The organism is Micromonospora sp. NPDC093277, assembly GCF_044765245.1.
Lineage (GTDB): Bacteria > Actinomycetota > Actinomycetes > Mycobacteriales > Micromonosporaceae > Micromonospora.
The window spans coordinates 20,279-40,432 of record NZ_JBIWJO010000007.1; the positions used below are offsets into that span (position 1 = coordinate 20,279).

The 20,154-nt window shown below is 72.8% G+C and carries 21 protein-coding genes and 1 pseudogene; 13 read left to right on the forward strand and 9 right to left on the reverse strand.

Going from position 1 to position 20,154, the window contains the following annotated elements; translation table 11 throughout:
* Positions 1-21 precede the first annotated feature (21 nt).
* Positions 22-462, reverse strand: a complete 441-nt coding sequence (locus ACIRG9_RS16625) for a (deoxy)nucleoside triphosphate pyrophosphohydrolase (RefSeq protein ID WP_402856141.1) — start codon at positions 460-462, stop codon at positions 22-24.
* Between the two features lie 181 nt (positions 463-643).
* On the opposite strand from ACIRG9_RS16625, the gene ACIRG9_RS16630 reads away from it, so the two are divergent.
* From ACIRG9_RS16630 to ACIRG9_RS16655, 6 genes and pseudogenes are all read left to right on the forward strand, one after another.
* A complete protein-coding gene (locus ACIRG9_RS16630; protein WP_402856143.1) occupies positions 644-955 on the forward strand; it encodes a 4a-hydroxytetrahydrobiopterin dehydratase in 312 nt (103 codons plus the stop codon).
* A 32-nt stretch (positions 956-987) separates the two neighbouring features.
* Positions 988-1,350 carry a PH domain-containing protein gene (locus ACIRG9_RS16635; RefSeq protein ID WP_402856146.1) on the forward strand — a complete coding sequence of 121 codons (363 nt, stop codon included), beginning with the start codon at positions 988-990 and terminating at the stop codon, positions 1,348-1,350.
* 301 nt (positions 1,351-1,651) lie between these two features.
* A complete protein-coding gene (locus tag ACIRG9_RS16640; RefSeq protein ID WP_402856149.1) occupies positions 1,652-2,350 on the forward strand; it encodes a vancomycin high temperature exclusion protein in 699 nt (232 codons plus the stop codon).
* A gap of 98 nt (positions 2,351-2,448) precedes the next feature.
* Positions 2,449-2,526 (forward strand): annotated as a pseudogene (locus tag ACIRG9_RS16645) (heat-shock protein HtpX); the annotation flags it as partial.
* 93 nt (positions 2,527-2,619) lie between these two features.
* The gene (locus ACIRG9_RS16650; RefSeq protein ID WP_402857140.1) at positions 2,620-2,922 is read left to right on the forward strand and encodes a hypothetical protein; all 303 of its coding nucleotides are present in this window, start codon (positions 2,620-2,622) and stop codon (positions 2,920-2,922) included.
* Between the two features lie 12 nt (positions 2,923-2,934).
* A complete protein-coding gene (locus tag ACIRG9_RS16655) occupies positions 2,935-3,441 on the forward strand; it encodes a hypothetical protein (RefSeq protein WP_402856152.1) in 507 nt (168 codons plus the stop codon).
* Positions 3,442-3,676: 235 nt separating this feature from the next.
* Here the strand turns inward: ACIRG9_RS16655 and ACIRG9_RS16660 are convergent, their stop codons facing one another.
* From ACIRG9_RS16660 to ychF, 3 genes are all read right to left on the reverse strand, one after another.
* Positions 3,677-4,171 (reverse strand): GNAT family N-acetyltransferase, encoded by a 495-nt coding sequence (locus ACIRG9_RS16660; RefSeq protein WP_402856155.1) that lies wholly within the window; start codon positions 4,169-4,171, stop codon positions 3,677-3,679.
* A 169-nt stretch (positions 4,172-4,340) separates the two neighbouring features.
* A complete protein-coding gene (locus ACIRG9_RS16665) occupies positions 4,341-5,024 on the reverse strand; it encodes an HAD family hydrolase (RefSeq protein ID WP_402856158.1) in 684 nt (227 codons plus the stop codon).
* Between the two features lie 92 nt (positions 5,025-5,116).
* The gene (gene ychF, locus ACIRG9_RS16670) at positions 5,117-6,202 is read right to left on the reverse strand and encodes a redox-regulated ATPase YchF (protein WP_402856161.1); all 1,086 of its coding nucleotides are present in this window, start codon (positions 6,200-6,202) and stop codon (positions 5,117-5,119) included.
* A 105-nt stretch (positions 6,203-6,307) separates the two neighbouring features.
* Here ychF and ACIRG9_RS16675 point away from each other — a divergent pair, with 105 nt between their 5' ends.
* The gene (locus tag ACIRG9_RS16675) at positions 6,308-6,868 is read left to right on the forward strand and encodes an exonuclease (protein ID WP_402856164.1); all 561 of its coding nucleotides are present in this window, start codon (positions 6,308-6,310) and stop codon (positions 6,866-6,868) included.
* Here ACIRG9_RS16675 and ACIRG9_RS16680 read toward each other — a convergent pair.
* Positions 6,856-7,602 carry a Type 1 glutamine amidotransferase-like domain-containing protein gene (locus ACIRG9_RS16680; RefSeq protein ID WP_402856167.1) on the reverse strand — a complete coding sequence of 249 codons (747 nt, stop codon included), beginning with the start codon at positions 7,600-7,602 and terminating at the stop codon, positions 6,856-6,858. The genes ACIRG9_RS16675 and ACIRG9_RS16680 overlap by 13 nt on opposite strands.
* A gap of 28 nt (positions 7,603-7,630) precedes the next feature.
* Positions 7,631-8,143 (reverse strand): MarR family winged helix-turn-helix transcriptional regulator, encoded by a 513-nt coding sequence (locus tag ACIRG9_RS16685; protein ID WP_402856170.1) that lies wholly within the window; start codon positions 8,141-8,143, stop codon positions 7,631-7,633.
* 92 nt (positions 8,144-8,235) lie between these two features.
* On the opposite strand from ACIRG9_RS16685, the gene ACIRG9_RS16690 reads away from it, so the two are divergent.
* On the forward strand, positions 8,236-9,357 hold the full coding sequence (locus tag ACIRG9_RS16690; RefSeq protein ID WP_402856173.1) for an EamA family transporter: 1,122 nt from the start codon (positions 8,236-8,238) through the stop codon (positions 9,355-9,357).
* On the opposite strand, the gene ACIRG9_RS16695 is transcribed toward ACIRG9_RS16690, so the two are convergent.
* On the reverse strand, positions 9,260-9,715 hold the full coding sequence (locus ACIRG9_RS16695) for a hypothetical protein (protein WP_402856176.1): 456 nt from the start codon (positions 9,713-9,715) through the stop codon (positions 9,260-9,262). The two genes, ACIRG9_RS16690 and ACIRG9_RS16695, sit on opposite strands and share 98 nt — an antisense overlap.
* Before the next feature lie 363 nt (positions 9,716-10,078).
* On the opposite strand from ACIRG9_RS16695, the gene ACIRG9_RS16700 reads away from it, so the two are divergent.
* From ACIRG9_RS16700 to valS, 5 genes are all read left to right on the forward strand, one after another.
* Positions 10,079-11,584 (forward strand): DNA-3-methyladenine glycosylase 2 family protein, encoded by a 1,506-nt coding sequence (locus ACIRG9_RS16700; protein WP_402856179.1) that lies wholly within the window; start codon positions 10,079-10,081, stop codon positions 11,582-11,584.
* Complete coding sequence (locus ACIRG9_RS16705) at positions 11,581-12,093, forward strand: methylated-DNA--[protein]-cysteine S-methyltransferase (protein ID WP_402856182.1); 513 nt, start codon at positions 11,581-11,583, stop codon at positions 12,091-12,093. The genes ACIRG9_RS16700 and ACIRG9_RS16705 overlap by 4 nt, the downstream gene beginning before the upstream one ends.
* Before the next feature lie 37 nt (positions 12,094-12,130).
* Positions 12,131-13,978 (forward strand): ABC transporter ATP-binding protein, encoded by a 1,848-nt coding sequence (locus ACIRG9_RS16710; protein ID WP_402856185.1) that lies wholly within the window; start codon positions 12,131-12,133, stop codon positions 13,976-13,978.
* Positions 13,975-16,083, forward strand: coding sequence for an ABC transporter ATP-binding protein (locus ACIRG9_RS16715; protein WP_402856188.1), 2,109 nt, complete (start codon positions 13,975-13,977; stop codon positions 16,081-16,083). The genes ACIRG9_RS16710 and ACIRG9_RS16715 overlap by 4 nt, the downstream gene beginning before the upstream one ends.
* 92 nt (positions 16,084-16,175) lie before the next feature.
* Entirely contained in the window at positions 16,176-18,740 is a 2,565-nt protein-coding gene (gene valS, locus ACIRG9_RS16720; protein WP_402856191.1) for a valine--tRNA ligase, read from the forward strand.
* Positions 18,741-18,823: 83 nt separating this feature from the next.
* Here the strand turns inward: valS and ACIRG9_RS16725 are convergent, their stop codons facing one another.
* Together ACIRG9_RS16725 and ACIRG9_RS16730 are read right to left on the reverse strand one after the other, a co-directional pair.
* On the reverse strand, positions 18,824-19,306 hold the full coding sequence (locus tag ACIRG9_RS16725) for a hypothetical protein (protein ID WP_402856194.1): 483 nt from the start codon (positions 19,304-19,306) through the stop codon (positions 18,824-18,826).
* A 137-nt stretch (positions 19,307-19,443) separates the two neighbouring features.
* Entirely contained in the window at positions 19,444-20,154 is a 711-nt protein-coding gene (locus ACIRG9_RS16730) for an ABC transporter permease (protein ID WP_402856197.1), read from the reverse strand.

A 20,154-nucleotide genomic window follows, 5' to 3' on the forward strand; every position in this document is an offset into this window, starting at 1 on the left:
AGGGCCGGCGCGACGGCCCGGTCAGGAGCTGGCGAGCAGGGGACGCAGGGCGGCGACGATCGGCACGTCGGCCGGCAGCCAGGGCACGCTGTCCAGCTCGGCGGCGGAAAGCCAACGCAGCTCGGAGTGCTCCAAGGCCTTCGGCTGGTCACCGTGGAGGAGGCGGGCCACGTACACCCGGAGGACGGAACGGCCGTGCGCCATTCGTACGTCGCGGCCGACCCGCGCGCCGATCTCCACGCGTACGCCGAGCTCCTCGGCGCACTCACGGACCAGCGCGACGGTGTCGGTCTCCCCCGGCTCCACCTTGCCGCCCGGAAACTCCCAGCGGCCCGCCACCTCGGGCGGCGCGGAGCGGGCGCAGGCCAGCACCCGGTTGTCCACGATGATGGCCGCGCCGACGACCACCTTCGGCTCACGCCGGTCGTCCTGCCCGCTGCCGCTAGCCCGTTCGGTCCGCACGGGCGTCCAGGGTGCCAGATCAATCGGCGGTTTGGGTACCTGAGCGCGCCGTCAGGACAGCAGAACCCGGAAATGTGGGCGTGGACACACCATCTGCGCGGCGACAGACTAGAGACCGTCGACTAGGACACGGGGCGGCGACGATTTGGCCACAAGCCGGCAACGACGCCTGGGAGGTGCGGTGAAGCGCGTGCTGTTCAGCGGCCGGGCCAAGCACGACTACCTCAGCGACGCCCTCACCCTGCTGTCCGGATGGACCCGCCAAGGTGAGGAGATCCGCCGCACACTCGTCCTCGACGACACCCAGCACGCCGCGTTGACCGAGCGGGTCAAGGTGGTCGCCGACGCGCTGCGCCTGCGCCCCGAGATCAGCCGCCGCGCCGACCATACGCAGATCCGGGTGGGCCACGGCGACGGCGAGCCGCTCACCGAGGGTGAGGTCCTGCTGGCCGCCCGCATCGAGGACGCGGTCCGCGCCGTCACCCAGCCCTGAGCGGCTGGCGCCCCCCGCCTACCGTCGTCGTCATGACCACCCCCACGTACGACCGCAAGGAACAGTTCCAGCAGATCCAGAGCGGACTCCTGGCCGGTGAGCAGATCATCGCCGTCTACGACGCGGTCGGGACAGGCACCGGATTCATCGGCCTGACCGACCGTCGCGTGATCATCCAGGACCGCTCCTTCATCGGCAAGCGGTACGCCATCACCAGCATCCCGTACTCGAAGATCACCAGCGTCAGCGTGGTCAGCAACAAGTCGTGGGGCGGCTCGTTCTTCTCCACCGGGGCGATCGCGATCAACGTCGGCTCGCAGACCTACGAGGTCGAGTTCCGGGGCTCGGAGAAGAGCCACCACGTGCACAACGTGATCCTCCACCACATCTCCTGACCGCGGCCCGGACCGGCTGCCGGACCGGCCTCAGCGGCGGTAGGTCAGCTCGAAGTCGAGCGTCCAGTCGACGCCGTCCGCCGACCTCTCCCACCGCGCGTCAACGGTGTCGCCGTCGGCGCTCAGCATCCCCGTGAACCGCTGGTGGAAGCCGGGCGTCCAGCCGCGCGAGCGCGGGATGCCGCTCCCTCATCTCCCTACCTCCTCCTGCCGACCTCCGGGGCTCACGCTAAGCCCGGGCTCCGACATCCGCCGGGCGACGGGGCGGCCGGCGGACGCACCGCCTGGGATACTCGTCCGCATGCGGGGGTGGTTCGGGGTCGCCAAACGGTGGTGGAACATTCGCCGGGTCCGCTGGGCACTGGTCGCGGTCGCCGCCGGCGCGGTGCTGGCCACCGGCGGCAGCGTGGCCAGCGTGGCGTGGCTCCGCAGCGGCGCCGAGGGCCACATCTTCACCGAGGCCGAGGTGCCCGAGGCGCCCGTCGCCCTGGTCCTGGGCACCAAGGTGGAGGCGGACGGCACCCCGTCGCCGTTCCTCACCGCCCGGCTGGAGCTCGCCCAGCGGCTCTTCACCGCCGGCAAGGTCCGCGCGATCCTGGTGTCCGGCGACAACATGCACGCCGACTACAACGAGCCCGGGGCGATGCGGCGCTGGCTGGTCGACCGGGGCGTGCCGAGCAACAAGGTGGTGCCGGACTACGCCGGTTTCGACACCTACGACTCGTGCGCGCGGGCCAAACGGATCTTCGGGGTGGAACGCCTGACGGTGGTGACCCAGTCCTTCCATCTGCCCCGCGCCGTGGCGCTGTGCCGGCACTTCGGCATCGACGCCAACGGCGTGGGCGACGACACCGTCCAGCGGTACGCCAAGTGGCGGATCGGCTCGACCCGCGAGTACGGCGCCTCGGTGAAGGCGGCGGTGGACGTGATCTCCGGCCACGACCCGGTCCACCTCGGCCGCCACGAGACCGGCGTCGACGACGCCCTCCGCGCCGGCTGACGACGCTCAGCGGGTCAACCGGCGGCTGCACGGCCCGCGGCTGGTGGCCGACGAGATCGAGCTCCGCCGCCACGGCCCCGGCCCGACCCACCTGGGACGCCGCCGAGGCGAGCGACGTCATCGTCACCATGGGCTGCGGCGACGCCTGCCCCGTGTTCCCCGGAAAACGGTACGAGCGACGGGATCCGCAGCGAACCGGCATCGGAATGACGGCCAGTCGTCGATGGACGTTAACGAACCCAGGTGCCTTGCGGTGTCACGCTGCCGGGATGTCGAAGCGTCCCCACGACGATGCGGGTCCCATCACGAGCTGGGGCATTCCAGGCGGCAGCACGCTGTTCGAGAATTCGCGCCGGGGCCTTGGCTGGTCGGTCTGGGCGAGCGTGATCGTCGGGTTGATAGGGCTCACCGGGACCGGCCTCGGCATCGCGTACGCCGCATGGGGCTTGGCCATCGCCTCTGCGCTGCTCTTTGTCGTCGGCGCGGCGTGGACGGGCAGCGCAGTCAGAAGCCACCGGTCCGCGCTACGCCTGGAGCGGCGAGCCCGCCGCACCCCCGGCGAGTCTTCGTGAGACTCTGCTCCCGTGGAGCTGATCTCCCGCGACGGCGGATATCTCGAACTTCGGCCCGAAGGATACGAGTTCGACGCAGCGCCACCCGCTCAAGAAGGCGAGGAGGACGATTACGATGAGTGGCTCGTCATCAGCGGCCGTGTCCGCATCGCCGACGGCCGCGAGTGGAGCTTCACCGATCCCTGCTTGACCACCGATGAGGCCGAAAGCCTCGCTGTTTGGCTGGCTGACGTCGGTGCGGGCGAGGTGGCTCTGACAACCAGCCAGGCCAAGCTCTACTTCATCGAGCCCAATCTGGCCTTCAGCCTCGAAGAGGCCACCCCCGCCCGAGCCCGGGTACGCGTCCACTTCTCCCACGAGAGCATGCCACCGTGGAATCCGCATCACGACTGGCCCGACTACCACGCATTCTTTGTCCCCTTTGACGTCAGCACGGCTGACCTCCGCACAGCAGCGCAGCAGTGGCGGATCGAGAACCAGCCATTCCCCGGGAGGACGCCGCCCAGGTCACCGCAGTAGAGATCGCTCGGCCGACAGCAACGTGGCCAGCACACACATCGTCACCGAGCCGATCCGCCCCGGGCCACTCCTCGTGGGCGAAGGTGTACCGCGCCCAGAACAGCGGTTCGTGCAATGACTCCTGCAACACCTTTGGAATCGCCACCACGCGAACTACAGGGACCACACGAGCGGCATCCCGAACTGGACCAGCGGCACGGTGCCCGCCGGCAGGCCCTCGGCCGAGGGCTCGACGCTAACCCGCGAGGCTCTTGGTCAAGATGTGCTCGCGGCGTACGCCGTCGGGCATGAGGTCGCCGAGTTCACCCATGTCACGGAAGCCGTTCCGCTGGTAGAGGGCCCAGGCGTTCTTGTTGCCCTCTACCACGGCCAGCCGCAGCGTCTGTGCGCCCAGCAGCCGGGCCCACTGCTCGACCGCCCGCACGAGGTGGTCGCCCACGCCTTGACCCCGTCCAGCGGGCGCCACGTACATCGAGATCAGCTCGACGACCTCGTCGTGGTCGGTCGGCACCCCGCTGGCCATCCCGACGGGTTCCCCGTCGAGCACGGCCACAATGTTGTACGAGCCGGGGACGGCCAGTCGTCCGCGCCAGCGCTCCTCGCGGTCGCCGTCGCCCTGCCAGTCCGCCAGTTGGGAACCGAAGGCGTACCCGGCCTCCGCCAGCGCAGTGAGCCGCAGCTCCCGCCACATCTTCCAATCGCCCTCGCCGAGCACCCGCGTATCGATCATGTGGAGGAGGGTTCCGCAGGCGCGGCGAGCGGGCAACCGGTATCTGTTTATCTCTCGGACGGCGACCGCTGGGCTGGGAAGTCATGCGTGTCGTAACGGAACCGCCGCCTGTCTGGATCATGCAGCAGCGAGCTCGCCGACCGCGAGCGGGATCCCCGATCGTCAGACGTCAAAGCGGAACCTGGCGACCGGCCGACTCACGCAGCAGGGCGGGCAGATCGCCAAGGGTAGCGATCGCAGGTCCGCCCCAGCTCGGGTCGCTGTCGTTGTGCTCCGTGGTCCGAAGCACGGTCATGCCGACCGCTGCCGCGCCGGCCAGTTCGCCGTCCGCGCCGTCGCCTACGTAGGCACACGCTGCCGGCACGACGCCCAGTCGCTCAGCTGCCGTGTGGTAGATCTCCGGGTCGGGCTTGGCCAGCCCGACGTCGCACGAAAAGATCGCGACGTCGAAGCGGTGGGCGAGCGCGCTCTGCGGCCATGCCTCGGCGGTCTCCGAGGTGGCGTTGCTGATGAGGGCCAGCGGATGCCCGTCGTCGCGCAGCGCGTCGAGCACCTCCAGGGTGGCGGTCGAGACACTGTCCAGCACCCGGCGGGCGAGGGCTCGCCGATGTCCGGCGGCCCGTGTCACCTCTTCGTTGGTTGGCGTGCCGCCGAGGCGTCCGGCGAGGATGCGAACGGTCTCCTCCACATCCCACCGGACCAGCCGGTCCCGCCAGGTGGCGTGGTACACGGCGACCAGCGCGGCCGGAGCCACCCCGACCATGAGCGCCATCTCCCCGACCACCCGGTCACGCTCGTCATCGGCGCCCTCGACCAGGGTATGGAAGAGGTCAAAGATCACTGGCCGGGACATGTGAGGATCCTACTGAGATCGTCCACCGCTGACGCCTTGCCCGCCGCCCAGAGCGAGGGCACACCCTCCTGACCTGCCGAAACAGGCCGGATTCAGACGTTGAAGCGGAACTCCACGACGTCGCCGTCCTGCATGACGTACTCCTTGCCCTCGATCCGGACCTTGCCGGCGGCCTTCGCCGCCGCCATCGATCCGGCCTCGACCAGGTCGGCGAAGGAGACCACCTCGGCCTTGATGAAGCCGCGCTGGAAGTCGCTGTGGATGACCCCCGCGGCCTCCGGCGCGGTCGCGCCGACCGGGACGGTCCAGGCCCGCGCCTCCTTGGGGCCGGCCGTCAGGTACGTCTGGAGCCCGAGGGTACGGAAGCCGACCCGGACGAGCTGGTCCAGCCCCGGCTCGGGCTGCCCGATCGACTCGAGCAGCTCGCGGGCCTCCTCCTCGGGCAGGTCCACCAGCTCGGACTCGATCTTGGCGTCCATGAAGACCGCCTCGGCGGGGGCGACCAGGGCACGCAGCTCGTCGAGGAAGTCAGCGTTGCCCAGTTCGGCCTCGTCGACGTTGAAGACGTAGAGGAAGGGCTTGGTGGTGAGCAGGTGCAGCTCGCGCAGGTGCTCCAGCTCGATCTTGGCGGCGGCGGCGCCCGCGTACAGGGTGGTGCCGCTGTCCAGGACGTCGACGGCCTTCTTGGCGGCCTCGACGGCGGCGGCCCGGTCCTTGCGGAGCTTGGCCTCCTTCTCCAGCCGGGGCAGCGCCTTCTCCAGGGTCTGGAGGTCGGCCAGGATCAGCTCGGTGTTGATCGTCTCGATGTCGTCGGCCGGGGAGACCTTGCCGTCGACGTGCACCACGTTCGGGTCGGAGAAGGCGCGGACCACCTGGCAGATCGCCGTGGCGTCGCGGATGTTCGCCAGGAACGCGTTGCCCCGGCCCTGCCCCTTGGAAGCACCCCGCACCAGGCCGGCGATGTCGACGAACGAGACCGGTGCCGGCAGCACCTTCTGCGAGGAGAAGATCTCGGCGAGCTTGTCCAGCCGCTCGTCGGGGAGCCCGACCACTCCGACGTTCGGCTCGATGGTGGCGAACGGATAGTTCGCGGCGAGCACGTCGTTCTTGGTCAGCGCGTTGAACAGGGTGCTCTTGCCGACGTTGGGCAGGCCCACGATGCCGATGGTGAGACTCACGACGAGCCAGCTTACGCGGTTCACCGCGGGCCCCGGACAGGCAGGCCCGCAGCCGGCACCGAAAAGGGACGGCGGTCACCTCGGAAACGTTGTTAGCCTGCGCCGGTGACCGAGCGACTGCCCGAGCTGTACGTCGCCGTCGACGTCGAGGCGGACGGGCCGATCCCTGGGCCGTACAGCATGATCTCGCTGGGCATGGCCGTGGCCGGCCGCCCCGAGCTGTCCTTCTACACCGAGCTACGCCCGATCTCGGACGACTTCCTACCGGCCGCGCTGGCCGTCTCCGGTTTGGACCGGGACCGACTGCTCCGCGCGGCCCCCACCGCCGAGGAGGCGATGCGGGCCGCGGCGGCGTGGGTGAACGGGCTGCGCCGGATCGGCCGTCCGGTGTTCCTGGCCGCCCCGGCGGTCTGGGACGGCATGTTCGTGCACTGGTACTTCGTCCGGTTCGTCGGGCACAGCCCGTTCGGCGCCACCGGCTCCGGCGTCGACCTGCGCAGCTACTGGATGGGGCTGACCGGGGTGGAGTGGCGGGACACCCGCAAGGGCACCATCAAGGACCAGCTCGGCCTGACGGACGTGCCGCACACCCACCATGCCGGGGAGGACGCGGCCGAGCTGGCCCAGGTCTTCGACGCCGTACGCCGCCGCGCTCAGCGGGACTGAACGGTCAGCAGCCGCGGTTCGATCCGGGTCTCCCGCACGCCGCCGTCCGCTTCCCGGGTCACCTCGTACGCGGCGACGCCCTCCCGGTCGGCCACCACCTCGGCGAGCCGGGTGCCCCGGTAGACGAGCCCCACTCCGTCGTCGGTGCAGTAGCTGGTCGGCAGCGTGCCGTCGCCCACCAGTTTGTGCATCAGCGGCCGGCGCTGCTCCTCGCCGTCGTAGTGCACGCCGTTGCCGTACGGGAGCCAGCCGAGCCCTTCGGTGAACGGCCGCAGGGTGGGTCCGTAGCTGTCGGTGGCGCCGCCCAGGTGCCAGCAGATCGAGCCGGCTGAGACCCCACCCAGCACCACGCCGGCCTGCCAGCACTCGTGCAGGACGTCCTGGAGGCCGTGCACCCGCCAGACCGCGCAGAGGTTGGCGACGCTGCCGCCGCCGACCCAGATGACGTCCTGGGCGAGCAGGTGGGTCCGGATGTCCTCGACGTTGGGCATCGGGAACAGGGCCAGATGGGAGGGGCGGAACCGGGTGCCGGCGAACGCGCCGTAGAACACGGTGTAGGCGGTGGGCTGGTCACCGACGGCCTGGTTCAGGTAGCAGATCTTCGGGGCGTCGCCGGCCTCCGCCAGCTCGGCCATCAGGTCGAAGACCGGCCCGGGCTGCGCATCGTACGGGCCGCGGCGCCGGCTGGCGAAGCCGGTGCTGGTGGCGAGGATGGTCGGTTCACTGGCGGGCATGGTCGTCCTTCCGGCGGGTGCGCTGGGATCATCCGCCGACGGCGGGTTCGTCCGCCTCGGCGGCGGCGAGCAGCGTACGCAGCAGGTCGGCCAGGCGTTGCTGGTCGTCCGGGGGCAGCGCGTCGAGGACCTGGCGCTGCACGGCCAGCCCCGCCTCGACCGACTCCTCGACCACCCGCCGGCCCTCGTTCGTGAGGCTCACCCGCAGCGCTCGCCGGTCGGCGGGATCGGGTGCGCGCCGGACCAGCCCGGCCCGTTCCAGCCGGTCGAGCCGGCCGGTCATCCCGCCGGAGGTGAGCATGAGCGCCGCGGCGAGCGCCTTCGGCGGCAGGGTGTACGGCTCGCCGGCGCGGCGCAGCGCGGCAAGCACGTCGAACTCACCCCGGCTGATCCCCCAGCCGGCGTACGCCCGCTCCTGGCGGTCGCCGACCAGGCGGGCCAGCCGGTAGATGCGACCGAAGACGGCCATCGGCTCGAGCCGCATCTCGGCCCGCTCCCGGCGCCACTGCTCGACGATCACGTCGACGTCGTCCGCTGCCACGCAGGGATTGTGCCGCACCTCGCACTTCCCATTTAACTCGACACCAATTAGCTTAGCACTAAGCTACTTAGCAGCGAGGGAAGAGGGTCGCCATGGACCGCCGCTGGGCCGACGTCGCGCTCACCGCAGCAGCCCCGACCACCTGGGGCACCACGTACCTGGTCACCGCCGAACTGCTCCCGGCCGACCGGCCGCTCTGGTCCGGCGCGATCCGGGCCCTGCCGGCCGGGCTACTGCTGCTCGCCCTCACCCGGGACCGACCACGCGGCGACTGGTGGTGGCGGTCCGCCGTCCTCGGCGCACTCAACATCGGGGCGTTCTTCCCGCTGCTCTTCGTGGCCGCGTACCGGCTGCCCGGCGGCACCGCGGCCGTGCTCGGCGCGGCCCAGCCGCTGCTGGTCGCCGCGCTCACTGTGGCCGTCCTCGGCGCACGGCCCGGCCGGCCGGCGCTGGTCGCCGCGCTCGCCGCCCCGCTGGGCGTCGCCCTGGTGGTGTTGCGGCCCGGCGCCGGCCTCGACCTACTGGGCGTCGCCGCCGGGCTGGCCGGCACCACCGCGATGGCGGCCGGGCTGGTGCTCACCCGCCGCTGGGGGCGGCCGGCCGGCATCGGCACGCTCGCCGCGACGAGCTGGCAGCTGATCGCCGGCGGCCTGATGATCGTGCCGGTCGCCGTCGTCGTCGAGGGCACGCCGCCCGTGCCGGACCGGCCGGCCCTGCTCGGGTACGCCTGGCTCGGTCTCGTCGGCACCGCACTGGCGTACGCGCTGTGGTTCCGTGGCGCGGCACGGCTACCGGTCACCCAGGTGTCGGTGCTCGGCGCGCTCAGCCCGTTGACCGCCGCCGCGCTCGGCTGGCTGGTGCTGGGGCAGGCTCTCAGCCCGATCCAGCTCCTCGGCTTCGCCGTGGCGGTCACCGCGATGGTGTCCGGCCAACTGCCGGCACGGCGACCGAGGCCGGCGGGCCGACGGAGCCGCGACACTCGGCACGGCCGGGGCGGCGGTCGATCCCACCGGCCGGCTGCGAAGTGCCGCGTCCCGGGACGCCTTCGCGAAGCGGCTCAGGCCCGCCGTGATGGCCGGCTCGCCGGCACGGTCGGAACGGACGACGGCGCGCCGGTCAGCCGGCCAGCAGTCGTGGCCACTCCGGCGCCTCGTCGCGCCACTCGGGCAACGCGCCGGGTGGCAGCTCCGCCGCCGCCGCGAGCGGCAGGGTGAACCGGTGCGCGGCGGCGGGGCCGGCCGCGTACGACTGGTCGAGCAGCCAGCGCACCTCGTCGGCCGTCCAGCCCAACCCGCCCCGGCCGGCGATCTGCCGGACCAGCCGCAGGCCGACCCGGGTGTCATCGTCGTAGAAGCGCATGCACCAGTGGTGCGCCCACATGCCGAGCGCCCGCAACCCGGCCGCGTCGAGCGAGCCGGCGAGCCGGCCGCAGGCGGTCTCCGGGAAGGCCCGCCCCGGGTCGTCGGCCCGGTCCCGCTCGATCGCGCCGTACGCGGCCGGCGCCACCACCCGCATCCGGTCGTAGAAGCCCTGCACCACCGCGCGGTCCAGCCGCACCCGCCCCGACCGCATCAGCGGGCACCTCTTCGCCCGGCCACGCTCGCCATTCCCCCGCACCTTCTCCTGTGTTCAGTGGCCGGACGGTACCGGCCACTACCGACACTTTCCGCGCCGGGATTCGTTGCCGCCCAAGGGATACCGGCCCCGACCTCGAACATCAACACCTCCCCTCCCCCCACCCACACCGGGGGCTCTTTCACGGAAAGAGGCCCCTCCGGACCCGCCATAAGCACTCTTTCCGTGAATCAGTGCCGATCTTGGGGGGGTGGGGAGGTGGGCGAGGGGACGAGGGGTGGGGAGGGGGTGGGGGCGGGCGTACGGTCAGGTCTGAATTCCGCCAGCCGAGGGCTGGACCAGCGAGGCAGGATCGGTGGCATGGAGTTGGACTTCGAGCGGTGCTACCGGGCCGTCGACAGCCGAGACCAGCGCTTCGACGGCTGGTTCTACACCGGCGTGACGTCGACCGGGATCTACTGCCGGCCGTCCTGCCCGGCGATGACACCGAAGCGGCAGAACGTCCGCTTCTTCCCGTCCGCCGCCGCCGCGCAGGGTGCCGGTCTGCGGGCCTGCCGCCGCTGCCGCCCCGACGCCGCGCCGGGCTCACCCCAGTGGGATGTCCGGGCGGACGTGGTCGGGCGGGCGATGCGGCTGATCGCGGACGGGGTCGTGGACCGGGACGGCGTGCCGGGGTTGGCGGCCCGGCTCGGCTACACCGAACGGCACCTGCACCGGATGCTCCGCGCCGAACTGGGTGCCGGGCCGCTCGCGCTGGCCCGGGCCCAGCGCGCCCAGACCGCCCGGACCCTCATCGAGACCACCGGACTCGGCCTGGCCGAGGTCGCGTTCGCCGCCGGCTTCGGCAGCGTCCGGCAGTTCAACGACACGGTCCGCGAGGTGTACGGGGCAACGCCGTCCGACCTGCGGATCGCTCGGGGGCGGCAGCCCGCAGCCGGCGGGGCGGGCACGATCACGTTGCGGCTGGCGTACCGGCCGCCGTTGCACGCGGCGGCACTGCTGGACTTCCTCGCCCTGCGGGCCCTGCCCGGCGTGGAGGAGGTACGCGACGAAACGTACCGCCGGGGGTTGCGCCTGCCGCACGGCGCCGGCACGGCCGCCCTGACGCCGGCCGACGGGTACGTGGTCGCGACGCTGCGCTTGGCCGACATGCGCGATCTTGCGCCCGCGGTGGCCCGCTGCCGGCGCCTGCTCGATCTGGACGCCGACCCGGTCGCCACCGACACCACCCTGGCCCGGGACCCCGCTCTCGCCCCGGCGGTCGCAGCGGAACCAGGCATCCGCCTCCCCCACGCCGTGGACGGCTTCGAAATGGCCGTCCGCGCCATCACCACCCAGCAGATCTCCCTCCGCTCCGCCCGCACCACTCTCACCCACCTCCTGTCGGCGGTCACCCGGCCCACCCCCACCCACCCCGTTGATCATGAGGTCGTCGCCGACCCGCCCGGCGTGTCGCGACAACAACTTCATGGTCAACCGGCGCAGGGGCTGGGGGCGTTTCCGACGGCGGAGGAGGTGTTGGGGGTTGGGGACGACGGGTTCCGGATGCCGGGGGCGCGGCGGGAGACGATCCGGGCGGTGGCGCGGGCCATCGCGGACGGGTCGCTCGATCTCGATCCGGGTGGAGATCGGGAGGAGGCGGTACGACGGCTGACCGCGCTGCCCGGGATCGGGCCGTGGACCGCCGGCTACGTGGCCATCCGGGCCCTCGGCGACCCCGACGTCTTCCTCCCCACCGACCTGGGCGTACGCCGGGGCGCCGCCGCGCTCGGCGGGCCCGACGACCCGAAGACCCTTGACGCGTACGCGGACCGCTGGCGCCCCTGGCGGTCGTACGCGGTGATCCGACTCTGGAGAGCGGCATGACCATCCTGGACAGCACGATCATCGACACTCCCGCCGGCCCGCTGAGTGTGCTCGCCGGACCCGACGGGGCGGTACGCGCCGCCGGCTTCACCGCCGAGCCGGCCGGCCTGGTTCCGCTGATGCACCCGAGTCTGCGCGGTGAACTGCGGGACCGGGCCGACCTCGGCCCGGTGACCGCCGCCGTGCGCGCCTACCTGGACGGTGACCTGACGGCGATCGACCCGGTTCCGGTCGAGCAGCACACCGGGGGCGTCTTCATGGCGCACGCCTGGCAGGTGCTGCGCGACGTGAAGCCGGGCGAGCCGGTGACGTACACCGGATACGCCGAGCTGGCCGGGCGACCGGCCGCGGTACGCGCCGCCGCGGCGGCCTGCGCCCGCAACGCCGCCGCCCTCTTCGTCCCGTGTCACCGGGTGCTGCGCACCGACGGCACGCTCGGCGGTTACCGCTGGGGCCTGAATGTGAAGAAGTGGCTGCTCGGCCACGAGGGGCGGGTGACAACAAGTTGACAGAAACGCCGTTCGCGTTTCCCGCTACCGTCGGATCGTGCCCGCGCACAGTAACGGCAACATCCCGGCGCGTCACGACGCCCGCCCCCACCCGCTACGCAACCTCTGGCGGCTGCGCCCCTACCTGCGCCCGTACGCGGTCGAGTTCGCCTGGCTGCTGATCGCCGCGCTGGCCGCCACGGCGGCGAGCCTGGCCGTACCCCTGGTGGTGCAGCGGGTGGTGGACGGTCCGGTGGCCCGGCACGACGTGGCCGGGCTGGCCCGGCTCGGCGCCCTGGCGCTGCTGCTCGGCGTGGCCGAGGCGGTGCTGATCTTCATCCGCCGGTGGACCCAGTCCTCCTCGTCGGTCGGCATGGAGGCGGCCATCCGCGCCGACCTCTACGCCCACCTGCAGCGCCTCCCGGCCGGCTGCCACGACCGCTGGCAGTCCGGCCAACTCCTCTCCCGGATCACCAGCGACCTGTCGGTGATCCGCCGGTTCCTCTCCTTCGGCCTGCTCTTCCTGGTGCTCAACCTGGTCACCTACGCCGCCGTGGTGGTGCTGCTGATCCGGCTGCACCCGTGGCTCGGGCTGCTGGTGGCGGCCAGCGCGGTGCCACTGTTCCTGATCAGCCGCCAGTTCGCCCGCCACTACCATGCGGCGTCCCGGCGGATGCAGGACCAGCAGGGGGACGTGGCCACGCTGGTCGAGGAGACCGCGCAGGGGCTGCGCACCATGCGGGCGTACGGGCGGGGGCCGGAACTGGCCGCCCGGTTCACCGACGGCGCCCGCCGGCTGCACGACACCGGCATCGGCAAGGCACGGCTGCTGGCGCGTACCTCGGCGTCGTTCGACCTGATCCCCAACCTGACCCTCGGGGTGGTGCTGGTGGCGGGGGCGGCGTCCGCCGCCCGGGGCGGGCTCACCATCGGCGGGCTGGTCGCCTTCGTCAGTCTCCAGCTCATGCTGATCTGGCCGGTGCAGTCGCTCGGCTGGATCATCGCCAACGCGCAGGAGGCGGCGACCGCCGCTGACCGGATCCAGGAGGTGCTGGACACCCCGCCGACCATCGTGGACGCCCCGCACGCCCGGTCACTGGACCGCGCCGACGTACGCGGCCGGCTGCGCTTCGAACGGGTCACGTTCCGTTACCCCGGGACGGCCGCGCCGGTGCTGCGCGAGGTCGAGCTGACCGTCGAGCCGGGTGAGACGCTGGCCCTGGTCGGTGCCACCGGCTGCGGCAAGAGCACCCTGCTCTCGCTGGTTCCCCGGCTGCACGAGGTGACCGGCGGCCGGATCACCCTGGACGGGCACGACCTGCGGGACCTGCGGCTCGGCTCGCTGCGCCGGCTGGTCGGGGTGGCCTTCGAGGAGCCGACCCTGTTCTCCATGTCGGTCTGGGAGAACCTGACCCTGGGCCGGCCGGACGCCGGCGAGGACGAGGTACGGGCGGCGCTCGCGCTGACCCAGGCCGAGTTCGCGTACGACCTGCCGTGGGGGCTGGCCACCCGGGTCGGCGAGCAGGGCCTCTCCCTCTCCGGCGGGCAGCGGCAACGGCTGGCGCTGGCCCGGGCGGTGCTCGGCCGGCCCGCCCTGCTCGTGCTCGACGACCCGCTCTCCGCGTTGGACGTGCACACCGAGGCGCTGGTCGAGGCGGCGCTGCGGCGGGTGCTGCGGGACACCACCGCGCTGCTGGTGGTGCACCGCCCGTCGACCGTGGCGCTGGCCGACCGGGTGGCCCTGCTCGACGGCGGCCGGATCGTCGCCGTCGGCACCCACCGCGAGCTGCTGGCCGGGATGCCGGCGTACCGGGCGGTGCTCTCCGCGGAGCCGGAGCGGGGCGGCGGGCCCGACTCCGTCCCGGCCGGGCAGTGGCCGGACGGCGTCGGCCTGATGCGTTCGTGAGCCGGCCGGACGGCCCGCCCCGCGTGCCCCGGCCGCGCCGCGCCGGCCGCCTCGACCCGAGCCCTCCCCGCGAGGGCGGCCTCGACCCGAGCCGCCCCCGCGACGACGGCCTCGACCGGAACGCGCCCGGTCCGCCTCCACCGCGGCCCGGACGCTCGGCCCGGCTCCGCGACGGCGGGCTCGACCCGAGCCGGCCCAGGCGCGGCGACGGCGGTCCCGACCGGGCCGGCGGTGACGAGACCGGCCCGCACGGCTCCGGCGAGGAGCTCGACCTCGTCCGGTGGCGCGGGCGGGCCAGCGACCCGGACGCCGACCGCAGCCGGGCCGAGGACGTCACGCCGGAGGCGGTCGCCCGGCTCCGGGCCCGCAGTCGCGTGCTGCTCGGCGAGCTGCTGCGCCCGCACCGGAGCCGGCTCGCGCTCGCGGTGGCGCTGCTGCTGGCCCAGAACGCCGCCGCGATGGCCGGGCCGTACCTGGTGATGCTCGGCATCGACCGGGGTATCGCGCCGCTGCGGGCCGGCGACCCCGGCCCGCTGGTCGCCGTCGCCGCCGCCTTCGTCGTCGCCACCGGCACCGGGTACGCGGCCCGGCGTGCCTTCCTCGTCCTCGCCGCCCGGATCGGCCAGGCCGTCCTGCTCGACCTCCGCCGGCGGGTGTACGGCCACTTCCTCCGCCTCGATGTCGGCTTCCACCAGCGCTACACCTCGGGCCGGATGGTGTCCCGGCTGACCAGCGACCTGGACTCGATCGCCGAACTGGTCGACGGCGGCATCGACAAGCTGGTGCTCGCCGCGCTGTCGGTGCTGTCGGTGGCCGGCATCCTGCTCTGGCTGGATCCGCCGCTGGCCGCGGCCACCCTGCTCGCCTTCCCGTTCCTGTTCTGGCTGTCCCGGTGGTTCGCCCGCGCCTCCGCCGCGGCCTACCGGCGCACCCGGGAGGCGGTCGCGCTGGTCATCGTCCACTTCGTCGAGTCGCTGCGCGGCATCCGGGCGGTGCAGGCGTACCGGCGGGAGCCGCGCAACCAGCGCATCTTCGACGCGGTGAACGACGACTACCGGCAGGCCAGTCTGGACGCCTTCCGGCTGATCGCGGTCTACTCGCCGGGCATCCGGCTGATCGGCAACCTGACCGCCGCCCTGGTGCTCGCCTACGGGGGCTGGCGGGTGCTGGGCGGCCTCACCGAGGTCGGGGTGCTCGCCGCGTTCCTGCTCTACCTGCGCCGGTTCTTCGAACCGATGGAGGAGCTGAGCCAGTTCTACAACTCGCTGCAGTCGGCCACCGCCGCGCTGGAGAAGCTGGCCGGGGTGCTCGACGAGCGGCCGGCGGTGGCCGAGCCGGAGCGGCCGGTGCCGCTGCCCGCCGGCCCGGGGCGGGGGCAGGTCGCCTTCCGGTCGGTGCGCTTCGGCTATCGGCCGGAGGCGCCGATCCTGGTGGACCTGGAGCTGACCGTCCCGGCCGGGCAGACCGTGGCGCTGATCGGGCCGACCGGGGCGGGCAAGTCCACCATCGCCAAACTGCTCGCCCGGTTCCACGACCCGGCCGGTGGCACGGTCCGCCTGGACGGGATCGACCTGCGGGACCTCGCCGACGCCGAACTGCGCCGGGCGGTCGTGCTGGTCACCCAGGAGAACCACCTGTTCAGCGGCTCGGTGGCGGAGAACATCCGGTTCGGCCGCCCGGACGCCGACGACGCGGCCGTGGAGGCCGCCGCCCGGGCCATCGGCGCGCACGAGTTCATCGCCGCGCTTCCCGACGGGTACGCCACCGACGTGCACCGGCGCGGCGGCCGGCTCTCCGCCGGGCAGCGGCAGCTCGTCGCGTTCGCCCGGGCGTGCCTCGCCGACCCGCGGGTGCTGATCCTGGACGAGGCGACCTCGTCGCTGGACGTGCCGACCGAGCGCCTGGTGCAGCGGGCGCTCGGCAGCATCCTGCGGGACCGCACCGCGCTGGTGATCGCGCACCGGCTCTCCACCGTGGAGATCGCCGACCGGGTGCTGGTGCTCGACGGCGGGCGGATCGTCGAGGACGGCCCGCCGGCCGAGCTGGCCGAGGCCGGGGGCCGGTATGCCGCCCTGCACCGCCAGTGGCGCGATTCGCTGATCTGACGGCGGGCCGGCGGCCTGGTCGGGCTGTCGACACGCGGCAGGTGATCGCATAACGCGTGGCCGGTGCGTGACCCGATGCCTACGATCGGCTGATGACCGATACGGCGAGGACGGCCCGCGCCGGTGTCCCCGAGCGTCCGAACCTGGACGGCATCGAGGAGACCTGGGCGCGCCGCTGGCAGGAGGACGGGACGTACGCGTTCGACCGCACCCAACAGCGGGAGCACGTGTACGCGATCGACACCCCGCCGCCGACCGTATCCGGCGAGCTGCACATGGGGCACGTCTTCTCGTACACCCACACCGACACCGTGGCCCGGTTCCAGCGGATGCGCGGCCGGACGGTGTTCTATCCGATGGGCTGGGACGACAACGGCCTGCCCACCGAGCGTCGGGTGCAGAACGTGTACGGGGTGCGCCCTGACCCGGCCCTGCCGTACGACCCGGACTGGCAGCCGCCGGCCACGCCGGTGAGCGAGGCGGCCCGGAAGGACCCGGTCCGGATCTCCCGGCTCAACTTCATCGAGCTGTGCGAGCGCCTGACGGCGGAGGACGAGCAGGTCTTCGAGACGCTGTGGCGGCGGCTCGGGCTCTCGGTGGACTGGTCGCTGACGTACACCACGATCGGGCGGGTGGCCCGGGCGACCAGCCAGCGGGCGTTTCTGCGCAACCTGGCCCGGGGCGAGGCGTACCAGGCGGAGGCGCCGACGCTCTGGGACGTCGGGTTCGCCACCGCGGTGGCGCAGGCCGAGCTGGAGGACCGGGAACGGCCCGGCGCGTACCACCGGCTGCGGTTCCACGGGCCGGGCGGGCGCGAGGTGCTGATCGACACCACCCGGCCGGAGTTGCTGCCGGCCTGCGTGGCGCTGGTCTGCCACCCGGACGACGAGCGGTACGCGGACCTGGTCGGCGCTTCGGTGCGTACCCCCGTCTTCGGGGTCGAGGTGCCGGTGCGCGCGCACCCGCTGGCGGACCCGGCCAAGGGCACCGGCATCGCGATGGTCTGCACCTTCGGTGACCTGGCCGACGTGACCTGGTGGCGGGAGCTGCAACTCGACACCCGCGTGGTGATCGGCCGCGACGGGCGGCTGCTGCCCGAGCCGCCCACCGGCGTGCCGGCGGAGCCCTACGCCGCGCTGGCCGGGCAGACCGTGAACGGTGCCCGGCGGACCGTGGTCGAGCTGCTGGCCGACGCGGGCGACCTGGTCGGCGAGCCGCGACCGATCACCCATCCGGTGAAGTTCTACGAACGCGGCGACCGCCCGCTGGAGATCGTCTCGACCCGGCAGTGGTATCTGCGCAACGGCGGCCGGGACGCCGGGCTGCGGGCGGAGCTGCTGGCCCGGGGCCGCGAGCTGCACTGGGTGCCGGAGCACATGCGACACCGCTACGAGCACTGGGTGGGCGGCCTGAGTGGCGACTGGCTGGTCAGCCGGCAGCGCTTCTTCGGCGTGCCCGTGCCGGTGTGGTACCGGCTCGACGACGCTGGCGAGCCGGACTGGACCGACCCTCTCACGCCGGACGAGTCGGCGCTCCCGATCGACCCGTCCGCCGAGCCGCCGCCGGGCTACCAGGAGTCGCAGCGCGGGCTGCCGGGCGGCTTCGTCGGCGACCCGGACGTGCTGGACACCTGGGCCACCTCGTCGCTGACCCCGCAGATCGTCGGCGGCTGGGAGACCGACCCGGAGCTGTTCCGCCTGGTGTTCCCGATGGACCTGCGCCCGCAGGGGCAGGAGATCATCCGGACCTGGCTCTTCGCCACGGTGGTCCGGTCCCACCTGGAGCACGGGGTGCTGCCCTGGCGGGACACGGTGCTCTCCGGCTGGATCCTCGACCCCGACCGGAAAAAGATGTCCAAGTCCAAGGGGAACGTGGTCACCCCGATGGACCTGCTGGTGCAGCACGGCTCGGACGCGGTCCGCTACTGGGCCGCCAGCGGCAAGCCCGGGATGGACCTGGCGTTCGACCCGGCGCAGATCAAGGTGGGTCGGCGGCTCGCCACCAAACTGCTCAACGCCTCGAAGTTCGCGCTCGGGCTGGGCGCCGCCGACGCGTTGCGCGCCCCGGCGACCGAGCCGCTGGACACCGCCATGCTCGCCGAGCTCTCCGGCGTGGTCGGGGCGGCGACGTCCGCGTTCGACGGGTACGACCACACCGCCGCCCTGATGACGACGGAGGCGTTCTTCTGGCGGTTCTGCGACGACTACATCGAGCTGGTCAAGGAACGCGCCTACGGCTCCGGGCGGGGTGCCGACTCGGCCCGTGCGGCCCTGGCCACCGCGCTCTCGGTGCAGTTGCGGCTCTTCGCCCCGGTGCTGCCCTTCGTCACCGAGGAGGTCTGGTCCTGGTGGCGGTACGGCTCGGTGCACCGCGCGCCCTGGCCCACCACGTACGAGGTGGGCCGGGCGGTGCAGGGCTCCGGCGACCCGGAGCTGCTGCGGCTGGCCGCCGACGCGCTGGGTCAGGTGCGCCGGGCCAAGTCGGAGCGGAAACTGTCGATGAAGGCGGAGGTGCCGCTCGCCGAGGCGCTCGGCCCGGCGGCCCTGCTCGACCGGCTCACCCTGGTCGCCGACGACCTCCGGGCGGCGGGCCGGATCAGCAAGCTCGACCTGCTCCCGGATCGCACCCCGGAGCTGGTCATCGCCTGCGCCTTCTGACGGCTCCACCAAGCGTGCAGCCCGCCGAGAAGGAGTGGTTCCTCCCTCTCGGCGGGCTGACGGGTCCGGACTCGGCCGGTCGGTCAGGTGGCCGAGCAGGCGGCGTCGAGGTGCTTCACGGCGGCGGTCAGGGGCTCGCGGCTCGGCTTCTTCTTCGGCGCCTTCGCCCAGGTGTCGGCGAGGTCCGACATCGCCGTCGCGACCTGCTCCACCGCGGCGCTGACCGCTTCGTTGGCTTCCAGGGCGTGCAGGTAGAGCGCCGCGGCCCCGGCGGAGTACTGGGCGCTGACCGCGGAGTGACCGGCCGGCGGCCCGATCTTCTCCGCGTCGGCGACCTCCTTCAGGGTGCTCTCGACATCCTTGTTGAGCGAGGCGCAGGCGGACCTGGTGGCGGCGTCCATGGCCGGAGCAGCGGTCTCAGTCGCCGTCGGTGCAGCTGACGGCGTCGCAACTGCCGTGCTGGGCGCCGCGCCGGAAGCCTCCGGGCTCTTGCCGTCGTTGCAGCCGGACATGACGAGCATCGCCACCATGGCCGGAGCCAGGAGCGCGAGCCGAGTTGAGCGCATTGATTCTCCCCGTGTCTCGTACATTTGCCGCCGCAAGCTACCAGACCCGGGATCGCCCCCGTTGTGAATATTTGTCCACTGAGGAGGTGGTCAGAAAGGGGCCCCGACGGGTGTCGACAGGGCCCCTTCCGCTCGTCTCAGCTGGTTTCGCCGGCGACGCTGAACGAGCGCAGGCGGTCGACCGCCAGCACCGTGAAGCCGACCGCGACGAGGGCGGTCAGCACCCCCGCGACCGGGACCGAGACGGTGGTGCCGAGCAGTTCGGTGGGGGCCATCCGGTCGGCGAAGGCGATCACCCACTGCTGGATGGAGAGCACCTTGCTGCCGTCCACGAACCGGCCGAGCAGGCCCTCCCAGATCAGCACATAGACCAGGCCGAGCAGCACGGGCCGCCGGGTCACCAGGCTGAGCGCCAGGAACAACGCCGAGTACGCCAGCGCGCCCACCGCCGACGCGGCGGCGAGCGCCAGCCCGAGGCGTACCGAGTCGGCGAGCACGCCCGCGACGTAGAGCGGGACGGCTACGGTGGCCGCGCTGACCCCGGTCGCCACGGCCAGCTTCGGCAGCACGATCTGCCAACGCGGCAACGGCTTGGTGAGGATGTGCACCACCGTGCCGTCGTCGATCTCGGCACCGAGCACGCCGGTGCCGACGATCAGCGAGACCACCGGCAGCACCACGGCCAGCCCGAGCCCGACCAGCACCGGCGTCCCCCACTGGCTCGGGTGGACGCCCACGCTGCGGGAGACGATCGCGAGCACCAGCAGCAACGCGGGCAGCGGGAGCAGCAGCAGGAACCGGCGCCGGCCGAAGAGCCCGCGCGCGGTGATCCAGGTAACGGTCGACAT

What these genes read in the sequence shown, in the direction of transcription:
- ACIRG9_RS16660 (WP_402856155.1), bottom strand. Translation starts at nt 4,171, where the DNA reads ATGATCGATACGCGGGTGCTCGGCGAGGGCGATTGGAAGATGTGGCGG.
- ACIRG9_RS16650 (WP_402857140.1), top strand. Translation starts at nt 2,620, where the DNA reads ATGTCGAAGCGTCCCCACGACGATGCGGGTCCCATCACGAGCTGGGGC.
- ACIRG9_RS16695 (WP_402856176.1), bottom strand. Translation starts at nt 9,715, where the DNA reads ATGCGGTCGGGGCGGGTGCGGCTGGACCGCGCGGTGGTGCAGGGCTTC.
- ACIRG9_RS16730 (WP_402856197.1), bottom strand. Translation starts at nt 20,154, where the DNA reads ATGTCGACCGTTACCTGGATCACCGCGCGCGGGCTCTTCGGCCGGCGC.
- ACIRG9_RS16635 (WP_402856146.1), top strand. Translation starts at nt 988, where the DNA reads ATGACCACCCCCACGTACGACCGCAAGGAACAGTTCCAGCAGATCCAG.
- ACIRG9_RS16665 (WP_402856158.1), bottom strand. Translation starts at nt 5,024, where the DNA reads ATGTCCCGGCCAGTGATCTTTGACCTCTTCCATACCCTGGTCGAGGGC.
- ACIRG9_RS16700 (WP_402856179.1), top strand. Translation starts at nt 10,079, where the DNA reads ATGGAGTTGGACTTCGAGCGGTGCTACCGGGCCGTCGACAGCCGAGAC.
- ACIRG9_RS16640 (WP_402856149.1), top strand. Translation starts at nt 1,652, where the DNA reads ATGCGGGGGTGGTTCGGGGTCGCCAAACGGTGGTGGAACATTCGCCGG.
- ACIRG9_RS16725 (WP_402856194.1), bottom strand. Translation starts at nt 19,306, where the DNA reads ATGCGCTCAACTCGGCTCGCGCTCCTGGCTCCGGCCATGGTGGCGATG.
- ACIRG9_RS16680 (WP_402856167.1), bottom strand. Translation starts at nt 7,602, where the DNA reads ATGCCCGCCAGTGAACCGACCATCCTCGCCACCAGCACCGGCTTCGCC.
- ACIRG9_RS16705 (WP_402856182.1), top strand. Translation starts at nt 11,581, where the DNA reads ATGACCATCCTGGACAGCACGATCATCGACACTCCCGCCGGCCCGCTG.
- ACIRG9_RS16690 (WP_402856173.1), top strand. Translation starts at nt 8,236, where the DNA reads ATGGACCGCCGCTGGGCCGACGTCGCGCTCACCGCAGCAGCCCCGACC.
- valS (WP_402856191.1), top strand. Translation starts at nt 16,176, where the DNA reads ATGACCGATACGGCGAGGACGGCCCGCGCCGGTGTCCCCGAGCGTCCG.